17 protein-coding genes, 6 tRNA genes and 1 pseudogene are annotated in these 18,133 nt (G+C 53.8%); 3 read left to right on the plus strand and 21 right to left on the minus strand.

Annotation, left to right across the window (positions count from 1 at the left end; genetic code table 11):
* Positions 1 to 299: 299 nt before the first annotated feature.
* The 6 genes from yajC to ACXM2N_RS06750 all read right to left on the minus strand — a co-directional run bounded on the left by yajC (position 300) and on the right by ACXM2N_RS06750 (position 5,103).
* The gene (gene yajC, locus ACXM2N_RS06725; protein WP_458487140.1) at positions 300 to 614 is read right to left on the minus strand and encodes a preprotein translocase subunit YajC; all 315 of its coding nucleotides are present in this window, start codon (positions 612 to 614) and stop codon (positions 300 to 302) included.
* A 44-nt stretch (positions 615 to 658) separates the two neighbouring features.
* Positions 659 to 1,738 (minus strand): Holliday junction branch migration DNA helicase RuvB, encoded by a 1,080-nt coding sequence (ruvB, locus tag ACXM2N_RS06730; RefSeq protein WP_458487142.1) that lies wholly within the window; start codon positions 1,736 to 1,738, stop codon positions 659 to 661.
* Between the two features lie 140 nt (positions 1,739 to 1,878).
* Positions 1,879 to 2,493, minus strand: a complete 615-nt coding sequence (gene ruvA, locus ACXM2N_RS06735; protein WP_458487144.1) for a Holliday junction branch migration protein RuvA — start codon at positions 2,491 to 2,493, stop codon at positions 1,879 to 1,881.
* A gap of 46 nt (positions 2,494 to 2,539) precedes the next feature.
* The gene (ruvC, locus tag ACXM2N_RS06740; protein ID WP_458487146.1) at positions 2,540 to 3,172 is read right to left on the minus strand and encodes a crossover junction endodeoxyribonuclease RuvC; all 633 of its coding nucleotides are present in this window, start codon (positions 3,170 to 3,172) and stop codon (positions 2,540 to 2,542) included.
* 135 nt (positions 3,173 to 3,307) lie between these two features.
* Positions 3,308 to 4,063 (minus strand): YebC/PmpR family DNA-binding transcriptional regulator, encoded by a 756-nt coding sequence (locus tag ACXM2N_RS06745; RefSeq protein WP_458487148.1) that lies wholly within the window; start codon positions 4,061 to 4,063, stop codon positions 3,308 to 3,310.
* A 176-nt stretch (positions 4,064 to 4,239) separates the two neighbouring features.
* Positions 4,240 to 5,103: an acyl-CoA thioesterase gene (locus tag ACXM2N_RS06750; RefSeq protein ID WP_458491058.1), complete on the minus strand. Its 864-nt coding sequence runs from the start codon at positions 5,101 to 5,103 to the stop codon at positions 4,240 to 4,242.
* Between the two features lie 136 nt (positions 5,104 to 5,239).
* Here ACXM2N_RS06750 and ACXM2N_RS06755 point away from each other — a divergent pair, with 136 nt between their 5' ends.
* Positions 5,240 to 5,716 carry a DUF3817 domain-containing protein gene (locus ACXM2N_RS06755; protein WP_458487150.1) on the plus strand — a complete coding sequence of 159 codons (477 nt, stop codon included), beginning with the start codon at positions 5,240 to 5,242 and terminating at the stop codon, positions 5,714 to 5,716.
* Between the two features lie 83 nt (positions 5,717 to 5,799).
* Positions 5,800 to 7,107: a hypothetical protein gene (locus ACXM2N_RS06760; RefSeq protein WP_458487152.1), complete on the plus strand. Its 1,308-nt coding sequence runs from the start codon at positions 5,800 to 5,802 to the stop codon at positions 7,105 to 7,107.
* Positions 7,108 to 7,170: 63 nt separating this feature from the next.
* Here ACXM2N_RS06760 and ACXM2N_RS06765 read toward each other — a convergent pair whose 3' ends face one another.
* From ACXM2N_RS06765 to ACXM2N_RS06835, 15 genes and pseudogenes are all read right to left on the minus strand, one after another.
* On the minus strand, positions 7,171 to 7,626 hold the full coding sequence (locus ACXM2N_RS06765; RefSeq protein WP_458487154.1) for a hypothetical protein: 456 nt from the start codon (positions 7,624 to 7,626) through the stop codon (positions 7,171 to 7,173).
* Positions 7,627 to 7,631: 5 nt separating this feature from the next.
* Complete coding sequence (locus ACXM2N_RS06770) at positions 7,632 to 8,735, minus strand: glycosyltransferase family 4 protein (protein ID WP_458487156.1); 1,104 nt, start codon at positions 8,733 to 8,735, stop codon at positions 7,632 to 7,634.
* 52 nt (positions 8,736 to 8,787) lie between these two features.
* Entirely contained in the window at positions 8,788 to 9,723 is a 936-nt protein-coding gene (locus tag ACXM2N_RS06775) for a phosphatidylinositol mannoside acyltransferase (protein ID WP_458487158.1), read from the minus strand.
* Between the two features lie 4 nt (positions 9,724 to 9,727).
* Positions 9,728 to 10,387, minus strand: coding sequence for a phosphatidylinositol phosphate synthase (gene pgsA, locus ACXM2N_RS06780; protein ID WP_458487160.1), 660 nt, complete (start codon positions 10,385 to 10,387; stop codon positions 9,728 to 9,730).
* A pseudogene (locus tag ACXM2N_RS06785) lies at positions 10,380 to 10,983 on the minus strand (HIT family protein). Before ACXM2N_RS06785 ends, pgsA begins: the two are co-directional and overlap by 8 nt.
* A gap of 216 nt (positions 10,984 to 11,199) precedes the next feature.
* Entirely contained in the window at positions 11,200 to 13,266 is a 2,067-nt protein-coding gene (thrS, locus tag ACXM2N_RS06790; protein ID WP_458487162.1) for a threonine--tRNA ligase, read from the minus strand.
* A 184-nt stretch (positions 13,267 to 13,450) separates the two neighbouring features.
* Positions 13,451 to 14,785: a Dyp-type peroxidase gene (locus tag ACXM2N_RS06795; RefSeq protein ID WP_458487164.1), complete on the minus strand. Its 1,335-nt coding sequence runs from the start codon at positions 14,783 to 14,785 to the stop codon at positions 13,451 to 13,453.
* 105 nt (positions 14,786 to 14,890) lie between these two features.
* A complete protein-coding gene (locus tag ACXM2N_RS06800; protein ID WP_458487166.1) occupies positions 14,891 to 15,535 on the minus strand; it encodes a copper chaperone PCu(A)C in 645 nt (214 codons plus the stop codon).
* A 64-nt stretch (positions 15,536 to 15,599) separates the two neighbouring features.
* Positions 15,600 to 16,196 carry a copper resistance CopC family protein gene (locus ACXM2N_RS06805; protein WP_458487168.1) on the minus strand — a complete coding sequence of 199 codons (597 nt, stop codon included), beginning with the start codon at positions 16,194 to 16,196 and terminating at the stop codon, positions 15,600 to 15,602.
* A 205-nt stretch (positions 16,197 to 16,401) separates the two neighbouring features.
* Positions 16,402 to 16,477 (minus strand) — tRNA-Gly (locus tag ACXM2N_RS06810).
* Positions 16,478 to 16,514: 37 nt separating this feature from the next.
* Positions 16,515 to 16,589: transfer RNA gene (locus ACXM2N_RS06815), tRNA-Val, on the minus strand.
* A gap of 9 nt (positions 16,590 to 16,598) precedes the next feature.
* A tRNA-Cys gene (locus tag ACXM2N_RS06820) sits at positions 16,599 to 16,669 on the minus strand.
* Between the two features lie 39 nt (positions 16,670 to 16,708).
* Positions 16,709 to 16,781, minus strand: a tRNA-Gly gene (locus ACXM2N_RS06825).
* A 40-nt stretch (positions 16,782 to 16,821) separates the two neighbouring features.
* Positions 16,822 to 16,893 (minus strand) — tRNA-Val (locus ACXM2N_RS06830).
* Between the two features lie 22 nt (positions 16,894 to 16,915).
* A tRNA-Gly gene (locus tag ACXM2N_RS06835) sits at positions 16,916 to 16,991 on the minus strand.
* A 327-nt stretch (positions 16,992 to 17,318) separates the two neighbouring features.
* Here ACXM2N_RS06835 and ACXM2N_RS06840 point away from each other — a divergent pair.
* The gene (locus tag ACXM2N_RS06840) at positions 17,319 to 18,104 is read left to right on the plus strand and encodes a pyrimidine reductase family protein (protein WP_458487170.1); all 786 of its coding nucleotides are present in this window, start codon (positions 17,319 to 17,321) and stop codon (positions 18,102 to 18,104) included.
* The last annotated feature ends 29 nt before the right edge of the window (positions 18,105 to 18,133 follow it).

Consider the following 18,133-nt stretch of genomic DNA (forward strand, 5'->3'; position numbering starts at 1 on the left):
AAGAACTAGGGGAAATGCTTGCAATGACTCAGGGCACGCCGACCACTACTGTAATCGGTCGATGATCTGAGTTGGTTTCATGCCACCGGCACGAAACACACACACATCGGCTAATCCTACGACATAACGGCTGGATTAGAGCAACTAGTTTACTGTGTGTTGCCATAAACTTATCGAGCACTATCTGGGAATTCCGCGCCGCTATGAAGCCTAACTCTGACGCGGTACCGCTGGCTTGTCACATTAAAAAGCTAGGCGGGGCAGCTGCCCGGCCTAGCTTGACGTAGATATATAGATGATTAGACGTTTTCTGGATGGTCGTCAGCGTCTGGTGCTGCTACATGAGACTCTTCCGTGACATTAACCTTCTTGATAATTGCCATCTTCTCGAAAGTAACGTTGACTCCGCGAGAGATTTCCAAATCTACGGTATCAGCAGTAATACCGCGGACAACACCGTAGATGCCGGCGGTGGTCACAACACGATCGCCCAAGACCAAGCTTTCCTGCATCGTGCGAATTTCATCCATGTGCCGCTTCTGCTTGCGTTGCAGCATGAGAGAAGGCACTACCAGAATCACCAATAGCAGAATTAGAAGAATTGCGTTACCCATGCTCCACAGTCTGCCATAGAACCTCTTGCTGGCTAAACCACGGGTTAGAGAAGCGTTCCCATAGTTCCTTCCGGAGGCTCCAAACCGACGTGACGCCAGGCGGCTGCAGTGGCTACACGACCACGGCCTGTACGTGTGATCATGCCGGCACGTACTAAGTACGGTTCGCACACCTCTTCCACTGTTGATGCTTCTTCGCCTACGGCAATAGCCAAGGTACTCACACCAACTGGCCCACCACCATGAGACTTGACCAAGGCCTCGAGCACTGCACGGTCGAGACGGTCCAAGCCCATCTCGTCGACATCGAATACAATCAGCGCAGCCTGAGCCGCGCCTAAATCAATATGACCGTCTGAGTGGACTTCAGCGAAGTCTCGGACGCGGCGAAGGAGACGGTTGGCAATACGCGGTGTACCTCGGCTTCGAGACGCAATTTCCACGGCCGCATCATGATCAATGGATACTCCTAGAATTTTTGCGGCGCGGGATACCACCTTGGTGAGGTCTGCAGTGTCATAGAACTCCATCTGCGCGGTGAATCCGAAGCGGTCACGCAGTGGGCCCGTAAGCATGCCTGACCGAGTGGTAGCCCCCACCAAAGTAAACGGCGCGAGTTCAAGAGGAATCGAAGTGGCGCCAGGACCTTTACCGACGATGACATCGATACGGAAATCCTCCATGGCCATGTAAAGCATTTCCTCCGCCGGGCGAGCCATACGGTGAATTTCATCAATGAAGAGAACGTCTCCCTCCATCAAGTTGGACAACATCGCTGCGAGGTCACCTGCACGTTCCAATGCTGGTCCTGACGTCATGCGTAGAGACGTGCCTAGCTCATAAGCAATGATCATGGCCATGGTGGTCTTGCCTAGGCCTGGGGGGCCAGACAACAATACATGGTCTGGAGTCACGCCACGTTTTTTGGCGCCGGTGAGTACAAGATCAAGCTGGTCACGAACTTTGGGCTGACCAATGAACTCGTCAAGACTGCGGGGTCGCAGAGTGGTCTCGGTATCAAGATCAGTAGGCTGCTTGTTTGCATCAATTGCAGCATCTTTGTCGCGCAATGATGATTGAGGTGGTTCAGGAGTGCTGAACTCTGTTTTCTCTACACTAGCCATGCTATCTGCACACCCTCACTGCTCTCGGCTGTACGCCATAAATAATTAGCCCTGAAGCTCTTTGAGGCATCGCGCCCACGGAGATTCTGGCCTTACCGGTAACCATACTGTTGCGTTTCATGAAGTTTAGACGCGACAGACTACTTTCTGGTTCCCAAGATACTCAACGCAGCTCGAAGAGCTTGGGACGTCTGAATATCTGGGTTCTCAGACAGGACCTGCGACACAGCTGGTTCTGCCATTTTCTCGGTGAAACCAAGACCCGTCAGGGCTTCGATGACTTGCTCTGCGATGTGACCGCTAAGGTCAACCTGAGGTGAAGCAACCTCATGGGTAGACCCGCCAGGACTTACGTAACCAGCCACCTTATCCTTCAGATCGACCACCATACGTTCGGCCATGCGCTTACCCACGCCTGGAATTTTCTGCAATGTTTTGGCATCTGAACTGGAAATGGCTCCAGCTAGTTCTTGCGTTGTGTAGACGGACTGAGCCGCCAGCGCTAGACGCGGACCGAGGCCAGAAACTGTCTGCAAAAGGGCAAACATCTCTCGGGTTGAGTCATCTAAGAATCCATAGAGAGTCTGTGAGTCTTCCTTCACAACCATGGTGGTGAGAATGAAAGTCTCTTCACCACGAGCTAGTTGGGCCAGCGTATTAGGCGCTGCTTTGACCAAATACCCTACTCCAGCGCACTCAATGACTGCGGAGTCGAGCGATATTGTGATGACTGTTCCGCGAAGCGATGCGATCATTGTTTGTTCTTTCCTGTTGAATGATTCTGGCGTCTTCGATGTCTGGTTACTTAGTGGAGTTCATTGCGCTTCGGCGTACCGCACTTGGGTCCGGCTGTCGCTGAATCTGCTGTTTGGCAGCACCAAGGAGTCCTAGCTGTTTCTTGCGTTGTACAGCTGCCAGCTTCTCATTCTCCCTGTGGCGGGCGAGCATTGGAGCGCGCCAGCAGTGGCACACCGCTAGGGCCAGGGCGTCCGCCGCGTCTGCTGGTTTAGGAGCTTCAGTCAGGCCGAGGATACGAGTGATCATAGCGGTCATTTGTTTCTTATCAGCACGACCATTTCCCGAAATAGCCTTCTTGACCTCACTGGGTGTGTACATGTGCACATCAATGCCCCGCTGGGCGGCGGCCAAAACCAAGACGCCTACTCCGTGAGCGGTGTGCATGACAGTAGAGACATTGCCACGTTCAAAAATACGCTCGATTGCCACTACATCTGGCTTGTACTCATCCATCCATTCGTTGACGGCCTCACTCAGTTCCAGTAGGCGCTGCGAAAGTTCATCACTCGGAGGAGTTCGTACCACTCCTACAGCTACGGGGAGGACCGCCCTACCCTTTCCGGCTTGGACCACAGATAAACCACAGCGGGTCAGCCCCGGGTCAATACCCATGACTCTTAGACCTTCTGTGTTCATTTAAGCTCTCCTCAAGTGGTGCAAGCACTAGGCTCGTGTGCAACATTTCTCACAAACTTAGCACACTTTTTCGACTACCCCTTCAGAGCTAAGGCCCAGCAGCCGTAAAACCACTGGGCCTTCAATTTGTCTGAATTAATCGTTCTCGAGCTCAGCCAGTACCTCGTCAGAAAGATCCATGTTGGTGTACACGTTCTGCACATCATCAGAATCTTCCAAAGCGTCGATCAACTTGAAGATCTTACGCGCGTCATCAGCAGTGAGAGCAACTAAAACGTCTGCACGGAAATCAGACTCTGCCTGTTCTACCTCAATATCGGCTTCTCCAAGAGCTTCCTTGATAGCTTGGATATCGCTTGGAGCGGAAATGATTTCAAACATGTCTCCTGCGGCCTCAACCTCTTCAGCCCCAGCATCCAGAACAGCCATGAGCACGTCGTCTTCACTAAGCTCACCCTGCTTGACGGTTACGACGCCCTTGCGGTTAAACATGTAGGAAACGGCACCAGACTCCGCCATGTTGCCGTTGTTCTTGGTCATCGCGGTGCGGACCTCAGAGGCCGCACGGTTACGGTTGTCAGTAAGACACTCAATCAGCATGGCAACGCCGTTTGGACCGTAGCCCTCGTACATAATGTTCTGCCAGTCAGCACCGCCGGCTTCCTCACCGGAGCCGCGCTTGCGTGCGCGCTCGATGTTGTCGCCTGGCACGGAGGCCTTCTTAGCCTTCTTGATCATGTCATCAAGAGTCGGGTTACCTGCTGGGTCTCCACCACCGGTACGCGCTGCAACTTCAATATCCTTGATCAGCTTCGCCCACAGCTTGGAACGCTTTGCATCGTTCGCAGCCTTCTTGTGCTTGGTGGTTGCCCATTTAGAGTGGCCTGACATCGGCTCCCTTTCTCGATTACATAAATTCAGAAGTATGGTTCAGTGATCACGGTGGCGCATCGTTACGTCGTCACACTGCGTGCTCGGTAACGGACACGCTGACTTAAGTGCCACCGATACAACTTGGCCAATTATACGGCAGACGTGTTGAAACTCGAATTATTGACGCCTGCTGCCTACTGCCCAGGCTTGAGAGTATCCATTGGAATACTCACGGCATCCTCACGCAGGGTTCGGGTGAGACCTTCTTGAGTAGTGACCGCAACGAGTTCACCTTGGCGGTTAAATATGCGGCCGTGGGTCAGCGCCCTACCAGCGTGCGCGGACGGCGAGATCTGGTCATACAACAACCACTCATCTGCACGGAATGGACGGAGGAACCACATGGCGTGATCCAAGGACGCCATCTGCACTGGATGATCTGGGTGAGGAACCAAGGATGAGTGAAGCAAAGTCATATCTGACATGTAAGCCAAAGTGCACACGTGGAACGTGTCATCTTCAGGCAGCTTTGCCTTCGAACGGAACCACACCACCTGTTGGCTCACCGTGTACTTATTGTGTTCGAACTGGTCCTGCGGAACCATACGAATGTCCCAGTCAGTCCACTCCTGCAGCAGAGCTCGACTGTTGGGTGACATCGTTGACTCATCAAGGACTAGGTCCTCTGGTGGCGGAACCCTTCTCATAATGTCTGAATGCTCTGGGCCTACATCATCTGTGCGATGGAAGCTCGCTTGCATGATAAAGAGTGGGTGGCCATCCTGAACCGCAGTTACCTGACGAGAGACGAATGACTTGCCATCCCTGATACGGTCCACCATAAAAAGCGTTGGCTTACTGGAATCACCTGCACCCACAAAATAACCGTGGAGGGAGTGGACCCTAAGCTTCGAGTCAACGGTTCGAGTCGCGGCGACGAGTGTCTGCGCTGCTACCTGTCCGCCGAAAGTACGCTTGAAGGCGGACTTGATTGCTGGCCCACGGTAAATGTTGGAATCAATCTTCTCTAGGTCCAGAATTTCACGAATAGAGCCCATACCCTGGTGCTTACCTTTCCATTCAGCCATCTAAATACGGTTCTAGCTGTTTATACAATACGCACATCCGCTGCGCTTTGCTTCAATATGATCTAGCGTTTTGCCGTATGAGCTCTTGCGTTTAAGCTCCTAGGACATGACCCCTAAGAAAGCACACACAGTTGTTGCCACCCTAGAAATGTTTACGTGGGCATTTCTGATCTTCTCAATGATCATGAAATATTCCGGCACCACGGATGCAATCACCCCTATTGCCGGCGGCATTCACGGATTTGGCTTCCTCTGTTTTGTGGTGGTCACCATCGTCATCTGGCTTAATAACCGTTGGTCCATTGGCTGGGGCATCGCAGGTTTGGCCGTTTCAGCGATCCCATTCGCGGCGCTTCCTTTCATGATTTTCGCAGACAAGAACGGCAAATTAGAAGGCAACTGGCGAATGACCGCAGCTGACCCTACTCAGCCACAGACATTGGGTGACAAGCTGCTTTCACAGCTCATGAAACACACTGCCCGCACAGCTGTCATCTTGTTGAGCATCGTGGTGATCGTGTTTTGTATCCTGCTTTATCTGGGCCCACCGGTAGACGTGGAAGCTGTTATCGAAGGGCAATAGTCGATTTTCTCCAGTCCCAACCAAGCGTGCTTGGTTGGGACTTTTTGGTGCTGAGCACCATGTGATTGGTACGCTGTGCATTCGTGACATCCAACCCGAATCCCCTTCGGCCAGCCGCCACGGCGGCTGTGACGCCGAGCACCAGCAGTGCTGAAGAGCGTCGGAAAGCCACCCCTGCCAACCTCTTCCAGAATCGAGTCGTGCTCACGTGGTTTGCGTGGGTGGTATCTCGTGCGCTGATGATCCGCCTCATCGCGGAGGACACTGGGCCTTTTGGCGATGTCTCCTACTATTACCGGGGCGTCACCGGGATAGAGCCCACAGCGTTGCAAGAATACCCAGCCGTAGGAATCTGGCCTATTCAGGTTCTCCAGGGCTTGATGCAAAGCTCAGAGGATTCTTTCCGCATCGGCTTTGTGGTAATGTGCCTGATCCTCGATGCGCTATTCATGGGGTTCCTGATGCGGCGGCAAGACTCACGCTCTTTACCCGCTGCTTGGTTCTGGATTGCGTTCGGCGTCTGCGCCCTTCACGTCCTGGTCATGCGCCTAGATATTTTCCCCGGCATTGTGGTCGGCTTAGCTGCCTACTGCGTGGTTGGGCACCCGCGCGTTGCAGCCAGCCTCTTGGCGATTGCCACCACCATGAAGCTGTGGCCCGGTGTACTAGCAGCCGGACTAGTGCGTAATTTCCGCTCCAAGCCAACATGGAACGCGATCTTGGCCTTTGTGGGCACTTTAGTCGCATTGTGCGCGGTGGTAGCCAGCTACGGCGGCATCTCGCGCATCACCTCTCCACTAACGTATCAAGGTGATCGTGGCCTCCAGGTGGAATCTATCCTGGCGACACCGTTCACATTCCAAGCTGTAACAAACCCTAGTGGTGACTACTCGGTGACATATACCGATTTCAAGGCTTTCGAGGTTTTCGGACCTGGCGTTGAAGCGGCAGCTAGTGCCACGTCCTTACTCATGACAGTGACCGTTATGTTTGCTTTCGGGTGGGCGGTCTGGAGGCTTTTCACCCACACGTGGTCAGCCCGCGTGACGATCGTGTGGATGATCTTCATGGTCTTCGCGCTGATCGTGTCCAACAAGGTTTTCTCTCCGCAGTACATCGTGTGGGTAGGCCCACTTATCGCGATTGCACTGATCCTGTTGCCCCGCGCACGACTACTATGGGCCATCGCAGGCCTCACCCTCGCAATGGCTGCGTTGGGAACTATTGTGTATCCGTTCTACTACAACTCCATCGTTGTGTTACCTTCCGGGACCAATACCGGCGTCTACGCCCTTGCGCTTCGCAACGCATTGATGGTGTGCACCTTTATCACCAGCGGTGTGTGGCTACTGAAAGTAGCGCGCGATGAGAATAAAGACCGAGCGAAATAGAAAGCACCCATAGCAAACGCGCCTACGAACCGTCCTTAGGGTTCGTAGGCGCGTTTTGTCACGCTAGAATTCCGTGAACTCGAAGAATTCCGGAAGCTTTGCAGTGCCACCTAACCGAAGGATGCGAACCAACGGCCTCGTCCGCAAAGCTCGGGTATCAGCCACCGCCTCATTGTAAAAGCGATGAGCCAGCTGGAGCCGTGCTTCAGCATCCACGATGCGGGCTGGTGCCTTATCCCCCATGTTGGCAATGTGAGCGGAAATAGCTCGTTCCTTTTCAGCTCGATAAGCAAAGGTGGCATATCTTAAGGTCACAGACTCTGCGGCGTGCGCTGCTGGCTGCATCTGGGGATCAAGCGCTGCTACTAAAGCTGCGCGCTTATCCAACGCCGCTTGCAGAGCGAGCAACGAGGAATCAGTTCTGATATGCAGCCGGTTGAGGCGCTGAGCGGTTTGGTAAGCCCACAACACGGCCACTGTGATGAGTACCGCGCAGATAATGAGAAGCACTGATGACATGTGAATCAGTCAACCGTAACTATGTCACCATTAGCAACTGTGTCATAAACCCGGAGGATCTCTTGGACTACGCGATCCCAGTCATAGATCTCCGCGCGCTGTGTGCCAGCAATGGTGATCAATTCGCGCTTTTCTGGCGAGCTAATCAACTCATTAAGCTTTCGCGCCAAATCGACGCTGTTGCGATTTTCAAACAGCACTCCTGCTGGGTGCTCGGAGTCAGCGTCACATACGGCCGCGAACGCTTCGAGGTCTGAGGCCACCACAGCGCATCCCGCCGCCATGGCTTCCACCAGAACGATGCCAAAACTTTCGCCTCCAGTATTAGGTGCGACGTAGATATCTGCCTGACCCAAGATCCGAGCTTTTTCCTCATCAGATACTCGACCTACGTACGTAACTCCAGGATAGGGTTTAGGCTCCCCGCCGCCAATGACGGTCAAATGCACGCGATGATCCACAAAGTCCAAGGCTTTGAGGAGAATGTCGAGGCCTTTTCTCGGTTCCTCGATTCGCCCCAGAAACACCAACTCGATCGGCCTGTCTCCACGATCGCTAAAGGCCCGCGTGGTGGCTGCCTGCGCAAACAGTCTCGTATCTACGCCGTTAGGAATCAGCACTGGATCACCGCCGAGCTGCTCTACCTGCCAGCGCCGAGCCATCTCGCTCACGGCAATGCCGCCACGAACCTTTTCCAGCGAGGAGCGCAGCATTGGTAACGCTGCCTTCAAAAGCTTGGATCCGCTTGACGACGCGTGGTAGGTGGCCACGATTGGGCCTTGCGCTACGCGCAGCGCCGCCATGGAGTAACTCGGGGAATTTGGCTCATGAATGTGCAACACGTCAAAGTGACCGTCACGTATGAACGCCCGCACGTGGGCGAAAGTCCGAGGACTAAAAGAAAGCCTCGCCACCGAACCGTTGTACGGTAGCGGGATGCTCCCGCCACCCTTAACCACAAAATCCGGCACCTCGGTGTCCTCACGGCACGGGCCTATCACCTGGACCTGGTGCCCCAAAGAGATCAATTTGTATCCCAAATCAATGATGTGGGCTTGAACCCCGCCCGGCTCATCAAAAGAGTAGGGACAGACGATTCCTACACGCATCTCTTTTATATTCCCGTCAGCCAGTAGTTAAGTTTCCTTGATTGTACCCGCTTCACGATTGTGTTCCCTGTTGGTACCGCGAGGGATCAAGATCTTTCAGCCAGAGAGGCTGAAGCATATGCCAGTCCTCTGGATGAGCTTTGATATTTGTTTCCATGCGCTTCGCGATTTCCTGAACCGCCGAGGCCACACTCGTCTCCTTCACGGGCTCCGAAACACTGAAGCCCCATCCGTAGAGCTTCTTTTTCCAACCAAAGGCCCCGCGGGCTTGTTTCTCGGTAAACCAGGTGTGAACAACCAGCAGCTCGGCACCAGCTTCGATCGCTAGACGAGCAGCGCCCGTAGGCATCCTCGTTGTTTCCCCAAAAAACTCAACTTCAACTCCAGTGGCCTTTAAATCACGTTCACCAAGCAGGCAGACTATTCCGCCGGATTCTACAACCTCTCGTAGGCGCTCAAAGGGCGGCGTCTGCCCACCTTGGTGGGCTAGCACTTCAAATCCCAGGCTATTGCGGAACTCCACAAACGCTTCGAAGAGGATTTCCGGCTTAAGGCGCTCGGCCACAGTTGTGAATTTCTGGAATCGATTTACCAAGTACATTCCAGCCATGTCCCAATTTCCCGTATGAGGGAGAACAAGGACCACACCCTTACTTTTGTCTAGTGCCCTGACTAGATTCTCTACACCCACCACGCTCGTATCCAGTTGCCTCATAAGCCGCTCATCACCGGCGATTCGAGGCAGCCGGAATGCTTCCAACCAGTATCTAGCGTAGGAGCGCATGGACGCGGTAATCAATTCCCTAGTAACGTTTTCCGGCCCCACAACTCGCGCCAGATTTTTCCGCAATTGCGGCATCCCTGCGCCTCCATCAGATGCCCATTCGGCACCGCGGAAAAACACTGCACGCACCAGTGGCTCGGGTAGAGCACCAATAATTTTCCAACCAGCCAAGTAACCGTATGCTACGAGAGTGTCTTTATTCATGGCGCTACTTAACCTCAGCAGAAAATTCCTTGGCTCCCTTTGGCGCAGCGATCTTATCCTGAGCCAACTCAGACTTAGACGCGATCATCAGCCTCTGTACAACAGTGAAAACAGATCCAAGCGCAAGCAGCCACATCGCGATCTCAATCGCGTAAGGCACACCAAGACCCGTCAGGCCTATACCCACCAATCCCAAGATTAGACGCTCCGGACGTTCAATAAGCCCGCCAACCATCGTGAATCCACTTGCCTCGCCACGGGCTTTGACGTAGGAAATTACCTGAGAGGTAAAGATCACCGACATTGAAGCCGCAATCAGCGCAGGGTGAGCGTTATGGGAGAAAATTAGCCACCACGTAATAGCCGAGAACAGTACACCATCGGTAAGCCTGTCACAGGTGGCGTCCAGAGTGGCACCAAACTTGGTTCCGCCACCACTCAACCTCGCCATGGTGCCGTCGATCATATCTAGAGCAGCGAAAAGTCCAGTAAGCACGGCCGCCAAAACTAAATGACCCGTCGGTATCAACAACACAGCTACTGCCATGGCAATGAAGGCCCCTAGGACTGTGACGACGTTTGGGGTGAGCCCAGCTTTCAACAGTGCCTTTGCCACTGGTTCCACGACAACCGAAACTGGCCTGCGTCCTTTCACACTAAGCATGAGCTTCCCCTGGTGCATCGTCCATATCCGCCCACGTGCCTGCAAGAAGCGACCGGGTGTCTTTCAACAGCTGCGGCAGAACTTTCGTGCCGTCCACAATAGTCATGAAATTAGCATCACCCGTCCATCGCGGCACGATGTGCATATGTAAATGCTGGCCTACGGATCCGCCTGATGCCTTACCCAAATTGAAACCCACGTTAACCGCGTCTGGACGCGAAACTTTCTTGAGCACCCTAATGGCGGTCTGCGCAAACAGCATCAGCTCACTGGACTCCTGAAGGGTGAGGTTCTCCAGAGTTGGCTTCCTCACGGTATGGAACCACCATGAGATGACCCGAGTTATATGGGAAAAGATTCAGCACTGCGTACACAAGTTCACCGCGTGCAACAATGAGCCCATCTTCATCACTCATCTTTGGGATCTCAATGAACGGGTTCTTGCGATCTTTCTTCGTAGAAGCACCCTTGCTGGTGGCGTCATCCCCAACCTTGTTAGTGATGTAGTTCATGCGGTACGGGGCCCAAAGCCGGACAAGACGATCAGGCACACCAACCCCAGAATCGACATAACTGCCAGACAGTTGGTCCTGGATGAACTCGTTTGTACTCACGCTTGAATAAACCTTATGTAGCTTTGTGGAGTTTAACGGCACCCGCTGCACCCTCTGGGTGAAGCTAGGCGCACTGAACGGTTAAGACTCTACCGCCTTTTGGGCTGTATGCAGCTTTGAATCGCAGTTAAAGAAAGATAACGGCGTTACCCATGGGTAACGCCGTTATCAGTGGACTTAGTTAGTCACTAACCTCAATTAGCTACGCTTAGCCTCAATATTTTCCTTAGTTGGCTGCTCATTGGAGCGGGATGCTATCCATTCGGTGATGATCTTGACAGCTTCATCAACATCCACACCATTTACTTGAGTTCCATCCAAGAAACGGAACGATACAGCGTTTGCTTCAACGTCACGGGCACCGGCAAGAAGCATGAACGGTACGCGAGCTTGGGTGTGGTTACGAATCTTCTTCTGCATACGATCATCGGAAGTATCAACGTCAACGCGAACGCCATGCTCACGCAGCTTGGAAGCTACGGCCTCGAGGTGCTCGGAAAACGCTTCGGCCACAGGAATTCCTACAACTTGGTGCGGCGCCAGCCATGCTGGGAACGCGCCAGCGTAGTGCTCAAGCAAGACACCAAAGAACCGCTCGATGGAGCCGAACAATGCGCGGTGGATCATGATTGGGCGCTTCTTGGTTCCATCGCTTGCGGTGTACTCAAGGTTAAAGCGTTCTGGCAGGTTGAAGTCCAGCTGAACAGTTGACATCTGCCAGGTACGCCCAATTGCATCGCGCGCCTGGACGGAGATCTTAGGCCCGTAGAAAGCTGCGCCTGCTGGGTCTGGGACCAGATCTAGACCAGACTTATCTGCAACGCGCTGGAGGATGTCCGTGGAACGCTCCCAAATCTCGTCAGAACCTACAAACTTGTTTGGGTCCTTGGTGGACAGCTCCAAGTAGAAGTCATCCAAGCCGTAGTCCTTCAGCAAAGAGATGATGAAGTCCAGTACGGAGGTCAGCTCCTCTTCCAGCTGGTCCTCGGTGCAATAAATGTGAGCATCGTCCTGAGTGAATCCACGGGCGCGAGTCAGGCCGTGGATAACGCCGGACTTCTCGTAGCGGTAAACGGTACCGAACTCGAACAAACGCAGCGGCAATTCACGGTAGGAACGGCCGCGAGATGCGAAGATTAGGTTGTGGAACGGGCAGTTCATTGGCTTGGCGTAGTAGTCCTGAGGCTGCTTGGTGCAATTGCCGTCCTCGTCGTACTCGCCGTCCAGCTGCATCGGGGGGAACATGCCATCAGCGTAGAAGTCCAAGTGTCCAGACTTGGCAAATAGGTCGCCCTTGGTGATGTGCGGGGTGTTCACAAAAGAGTAGCCGGACTGGATGTGGCGACGGCGGGAGTGCTCCTCCATCTCCATGCGGATGATGCCACCATCTGGATGGAAAACAGGAAAACCGGATCCGATTTCATCTGGGAAACTGAACAGGTCCAATTCTTGACCCAGACGACGGTGATCGCGCTTTTCAGCCTCAGCCAGCATGTGCTGGTATTCCTCGAGCGCCTCCTTGGACTCCCATGCTGTACCGTAAATGCGCTGGAGGCCAGCATTGGATTGGTCACCGCGCCAGTAGGCCGCGGAGGAACGGGTGAGGGCAAAGGCTGGGATGTACTTAGTGGTTGGGATGTGTGGGCCACGGCAAAGATCGTGCCACTCCACCTCGTCGGTGCGTGGGTTGACGTTAGCGTAGTAGGTGAGCTCGCCTGCGCCTACCTCAGTTGCTTCATCGGAATCAGGATCGACGTTACCTTTGTCCTGGATCAGTTCGAGCTTGAATGGCTCATCCTTCAAATCCTCAGCAGCTGCTTCCGGGGATTCATACACACCACGAACGAACTTCTGTCCCTGTTTGATGATCTTCTTCATTCGCTTTTCCAGCGTCTTCAGATCCTCAGGGGTGAAAGGCTCATCGACCTGGAAGTCGTAGTAGAAACCGGAATCGATAGCAGGTCCAATACCCAGCTTGGTGCCTGGGAACTCCGCCTGAACAGCCTGCGCTAGAACGTGAGCACAAGAGTGTCGGATGACCGCGCGACCGTTTTCCGTATTAGCAGCCACCGGGGTGAACTCAGAGTCTGTTTCAGGGATGAAGGACAAATCCTTCAAGTTGCCCTCTGCGTCTTTCACGCAGACGATGGCGTTCTCGCCCTTGTTTGGCAAGTCCAACTCACGCATTGCCGCGCCCACTGGGGTGCCAGCGGCAACCGTGAAAGCGTCAAACTCTTGAACGTGAGCTACTGGTTCGTGTGCCATGTGTACATGCGCTCCTTTACTGCGCTCGCGCACCCTACGTCATACCTGGACGCACTGTGCTTTACAAAAGTTGTTTGGCCACGCGCGGATTTCTCTGCGATCATCCATGACATTTCATGAATGAAGCACGCTCCCACGTAAGAAGCGTGCTTCGTGACATTGACGATCAGTCTACAACGAATCCCTAGGATTCCAGAAGTGAAGCACCCCAGTATGCGTCACGGCTGCCGTCGGTAGCCGTTCCCGGCGGAACAGCGAACATGGCGGAGCCAATGTGCGTGATCCACTCGTTTAGGCGGTCGCCGTCGTTAAGCCTCTGTTGCACGGTGATAAATGCGGTGCGTGGATCCTTTTGGAACGCGCACCACACTAGGCCAGCGTTGGTGAGCTTGCCAGAACCAGGCACGGGAGCGTCATTGTAATTGAAAGCTCGGCGAAGCATGCGCTGGGAGGTGTCATTGTTTTCTGGAAAACTGAGAGCAACATGGGAGTTTGGATCTACCTTTGGCAGACCAAACTCATCACGGGCCTCAAAGTCTGGGTCATCAAATTCGTGTCCACCGGACAGTGGCTCTCCCTCGTCCAAGGTACGACCGATGGTTACTTCGCGGGAGTCACGATCGAGCATTTCCCAGGTGTCTAGGTTCATCTCTATGCGACGAACAACCATCGCGGTGCCCTCACGCATCCAGGCAGGGGAATCGTCGCCCTCTTTAATCCAGACCTGTTCGTCGTAGTCTTTTTCAGTAGCCGGATTGATGGTGCCATCTTTCTGCCCAAACAGATTTCGCGGTGTCTCACCCTGGGCACGCACACCTTGGGCATTGAGGAATCCCTGCTGCAACCATTTAGTCTCCACGTACTGCTGGCCCGCTCGGGTCATATGCCGGGTGGCAAACGCTAGGGTCACAGGATCATCGCAACAAATCTGCAAGACCAAGTCCGACTGCCCCCACTGCGGATCCAGCTTGTCCTTATCAAACTTAGGCATCGCATCAATCCACTCGGGCTTCTGGTCCACTTTGCCCACTACATCGAAAAAGCGAGAGCCGAAACCACAGGTGACAGTGAGGTTTGCTGGTTTGGTAGTCATCTCAGGCTCTAGGGAGCCCAACGGGTTTTGTCCCTGCGTTAGCCTCCGGGCGTCTTCCGTCCACAGACGAAGCAAGTTCTTGACCTCTTCCCTACCTACTCCAGCACGAAAGTCGAAGGCCACCATGTTCAAGAATCCGGGAGCCTTGGTGTAAATGCCCGCCTGGTGGACATCATCAAAAGCCACGGTCTCTTGCCCGATCTGGGATGCATTCTTATTTGGGTTATCAGCCTGCAGCGGCCCGCCATCCCCCGCTACTACCCCGTTGTCGTCGGCCTCATCGGCACAAGCAGCTAGTGCGCCGGCGGAGGCAAGTACGCCAGAGCCGAGAAGGAAACCACGGCGTGTGACGGTCTTTCTTTGGCTGTGCCTGCTCTGCTCTGGTTCCGGATTCTCTGCCGAACGGTTACGCCTTATGGCGACCATGGAATCATTCCTCCAATAAAAAGAAATAGCCGTCAGACTGGTGTCGCTTTCCAGACTAACGGCTATCAGTTCATGTTAGTTCGAGTGAAATCAAAGTCACGTTGATTACATTGAAGGTGCTTCGGAACTCATACCAGCGTGCTCTGCATGCTCTGAATGTTCAGTGTGTCCCATCTCGCCGCTCTCAAGGTCTCCGTAGTTCTCATCGCCAGCGCCCACACTGCGAACTGGAACCTCTGGGACGTCGACGGTGGTGCCGTCACCGAGAGTGATAGTGAGGTCTACGGTTTCACCGGCCTTGACCGGAGTCTTAACACCCATGACCATCATGTGCTCATGACCAGGCTGTAGCACGAGGGTCTCACCCGCTGGGATGGTAAAGCCGTCTTCCTTCATCCGCATCTGGCCATCCACGACCTCATGCAGTTCGAAGGAATCTGCATCGATGGTGGCGGTGAAAGATTGGACCTGAACTTCTGCATCGGTGTTGTTGATAAGTTCACCGAAAATAGCGGTCATCATGGCGCCTTCATCCATTGCCCTCACGTAGGAGTTGGCGAACGCGACGCCTTCTACCGCTGCCGCCTCACTGGTAGCCCCAGCAGAAGCCTCTGCAGGCGCCGCAACTGAGGTTGCCGTTTCTACCTTCTCGGTGGAATCAGTTTGGGAGTTTGAACATCCGGCCAGCGCCAGCGCAGAAACAGCAACGGTGCTGATGACTACCTTGGCAAGTGTGGTTTGAGACTTCATGTGAGCTTCGCTTTCTTGACTAAAACTCTGCTGAACAGGGTTCGAATACTACTGTGGGATGGGCTTACTGGCCCATTTTGTTACGTCGAATCAACAGCACAATCACAGCACCTACGGCCAAGACTGCCGCTAACGAACCGATAACGGCAGCAGCTGAGTCGAAGGATTCTTCGGTTGTTGCATTGTTGGAAGGGTTCTGATTCTCAGCGCTATGGGCTTCCCGATCGCTTTCCGACGCTAGATCCGCAGAATTCCCAGTTTCGGTGGGATCACCTTCCACGGTGAAGGTGGTCTTGCCACGGGTGGCATGGCCGTCCGAGGAAGTGATCTGGAAACCAACGGTGTACTCACCTGCGCCTGGATCTAGGTCCTCTGGCACATCGATAGTGATCGACTGCCCTTCCACCACAGGCTCACCAGTGAAGAGAATTTCCTGGTCTTGGTTCAACACGGACATGGTGTTGAACCCTTCTTTAGGAACTCCGGAAAAGTCCAAAGTGATCGAAGATGGGAACTGCTCCACCACCTGACCGTCTGCTGGGCTGCCACCGACCACGGCATCATGTGCCCACGCTGGTGCCACACCAACGCCCGCGGCTACCAGTACGGAAGCAGATGCGAAAAGGGCTGCGCCAACTCGGTTAAGCTTCAGAGATTCCATTAAAGGACTCCTTGATAGATAAGGATAAACGGGTGTAGGAGCACACCGTAGCACTGTTGATTAGGCAAAAGCCACCGCGCTGTGCCTTCTAACGGTGACTGATTAAGTAGTCGTGTCACATCAAGCAAAAGTTCCGACAATTAAGTGTGAACCACACCACTTAGCTGAGCAATACAAAAAGGGAGAGGCTACTGCCTCTCCCCAGTGGAGCGGATGACGAGACTCGAACTCGCGACCCTCACCTTGGCAAGGTGATGCGCTACCAACTGCGCTACATCCGCATGATTCTTTAGATTTAAGAGCAAGAACCGATTGCTCTGGTGCGCGATACTGGGATTGAACCAGTGACCTCTTCCGTGTCAGGGAAGCGCTCTCCCGCTGAGCTAAACGCGCATTGCTGCGAGGTGGAAACGGGAATCGAACCCGTGTGCACGGTTTTGCAGACCGTTGCCTCACCACTCGGCCATTCCACCGCGGCGTTACCGCCTCCGATACGTTTAAAACATACCTTGAGCGGATGACGAGACTCGAACTCGCGACCCTCACCTTGGCAAGGTGATGCGCTACCAACTGCGCTACATCCGCATAATCCTTATTTTTTAAAGAGCAGTGATTGATGCTCTTGTGCGCGATACTGGGATTGAACCAGTGACCTCTTCCGTGTCAGGGAAGCGCTCTCCCGCTGAGCTAAACGCGCAAAATTACGTCAAAAAATGACGTGGAGCGGATGACGAGACTCGAACTCGCGACCCTCACCTTGGCAAGGTGATGCGCTACCAACTGCGCTACATCCGCATGCACCGTTGTGGTGCGAAACAAAACTTTAGCCCACTCGTACTGTTTAATACAAATCTGCAGGTAAGGAACCATTATCTCGGATTACAGCGATGTAGTTTAGCGACCGACACTCAGCACTATGGCAGCCGCCTCTCCCCAACCCCTAGACCCGGCGCGCCTTTACCGCCAAGAAGCATTCGCGTAGCTGTTGCCCACCAGAGCAGATGGAGGCCTCTGTTTACTCATTGCCCTTTACCAAGAAGTATTCCGTGGAAACTGTTCGAACAGAATGCGGATAATATCAGGATCAGTAGTCCAGTTGAGGTTCATGTGAGGTGATCAGAAATGCGGTATAGGCAGCTTGGCGTTGAGAAGTCTGGCGTGAATGAGGATTCTGAAACTGTGCCCCATCGGTACATTTTGGATCTCATCCTCGGTCCGACCTCCCAGCAAAAGGAAGTTCGCGCAATCGCAGTGAGCTCCATTAATGGTTCAACCTCATTGGATGGAGTGTCCGGGGGACTGGGCAATGAGTTGGACTTTAAGCTCCTTATGCATCTTCGTGCGTGGGCCGACGTGGTAGTTGCGGGATCAGGGACAATTCTTCAGGAGCAGTACGGGGGCGTGAAATTGGATGAGTTCTACCGCACTTCACGTTTGGCCCGCGGACAGGAGGACACCCCGCCTATTGGCATCTTGTCTACCTCTTTACCATTCACGCCCAAATCCAAGATCTTCGTGGATACGGTTGTTCCCCCGCTGATCATTACCCCTCCCGCGAGTGCGGATAAAGCCGACAAGCTAGAACATGTATGCCAAGGCGTCATTTACTGCGATACTTCAGATCCGCCCCACATCGTCCGCAGCCTTCAAGACCGTGGTTACAACAGGATTCTGCTCGAAGGCGGCCCCACTACTTTGCGTAGTTTCTTCCTACAAGACATGGTGGACGTATTTCACCACACAATAGACCCCTCAATAGTGACTCCCACCTTACACACGTTGGTACCGTCTTCTACCTCGGCCGATAATTGCACGGAGAACCAGAAACAGGCGCAAATTAGCTTCCTCACAGACAACGTTGTGGTCACCGATGACGGAGTAGTTTTCATCCGTTACGTTCGCTCGTAGCGCGCGGTGTGTGAGACGAATGACACCCT

Source organism: Corynebacterium sp. ZY180755, assembly GCF_054331495.1.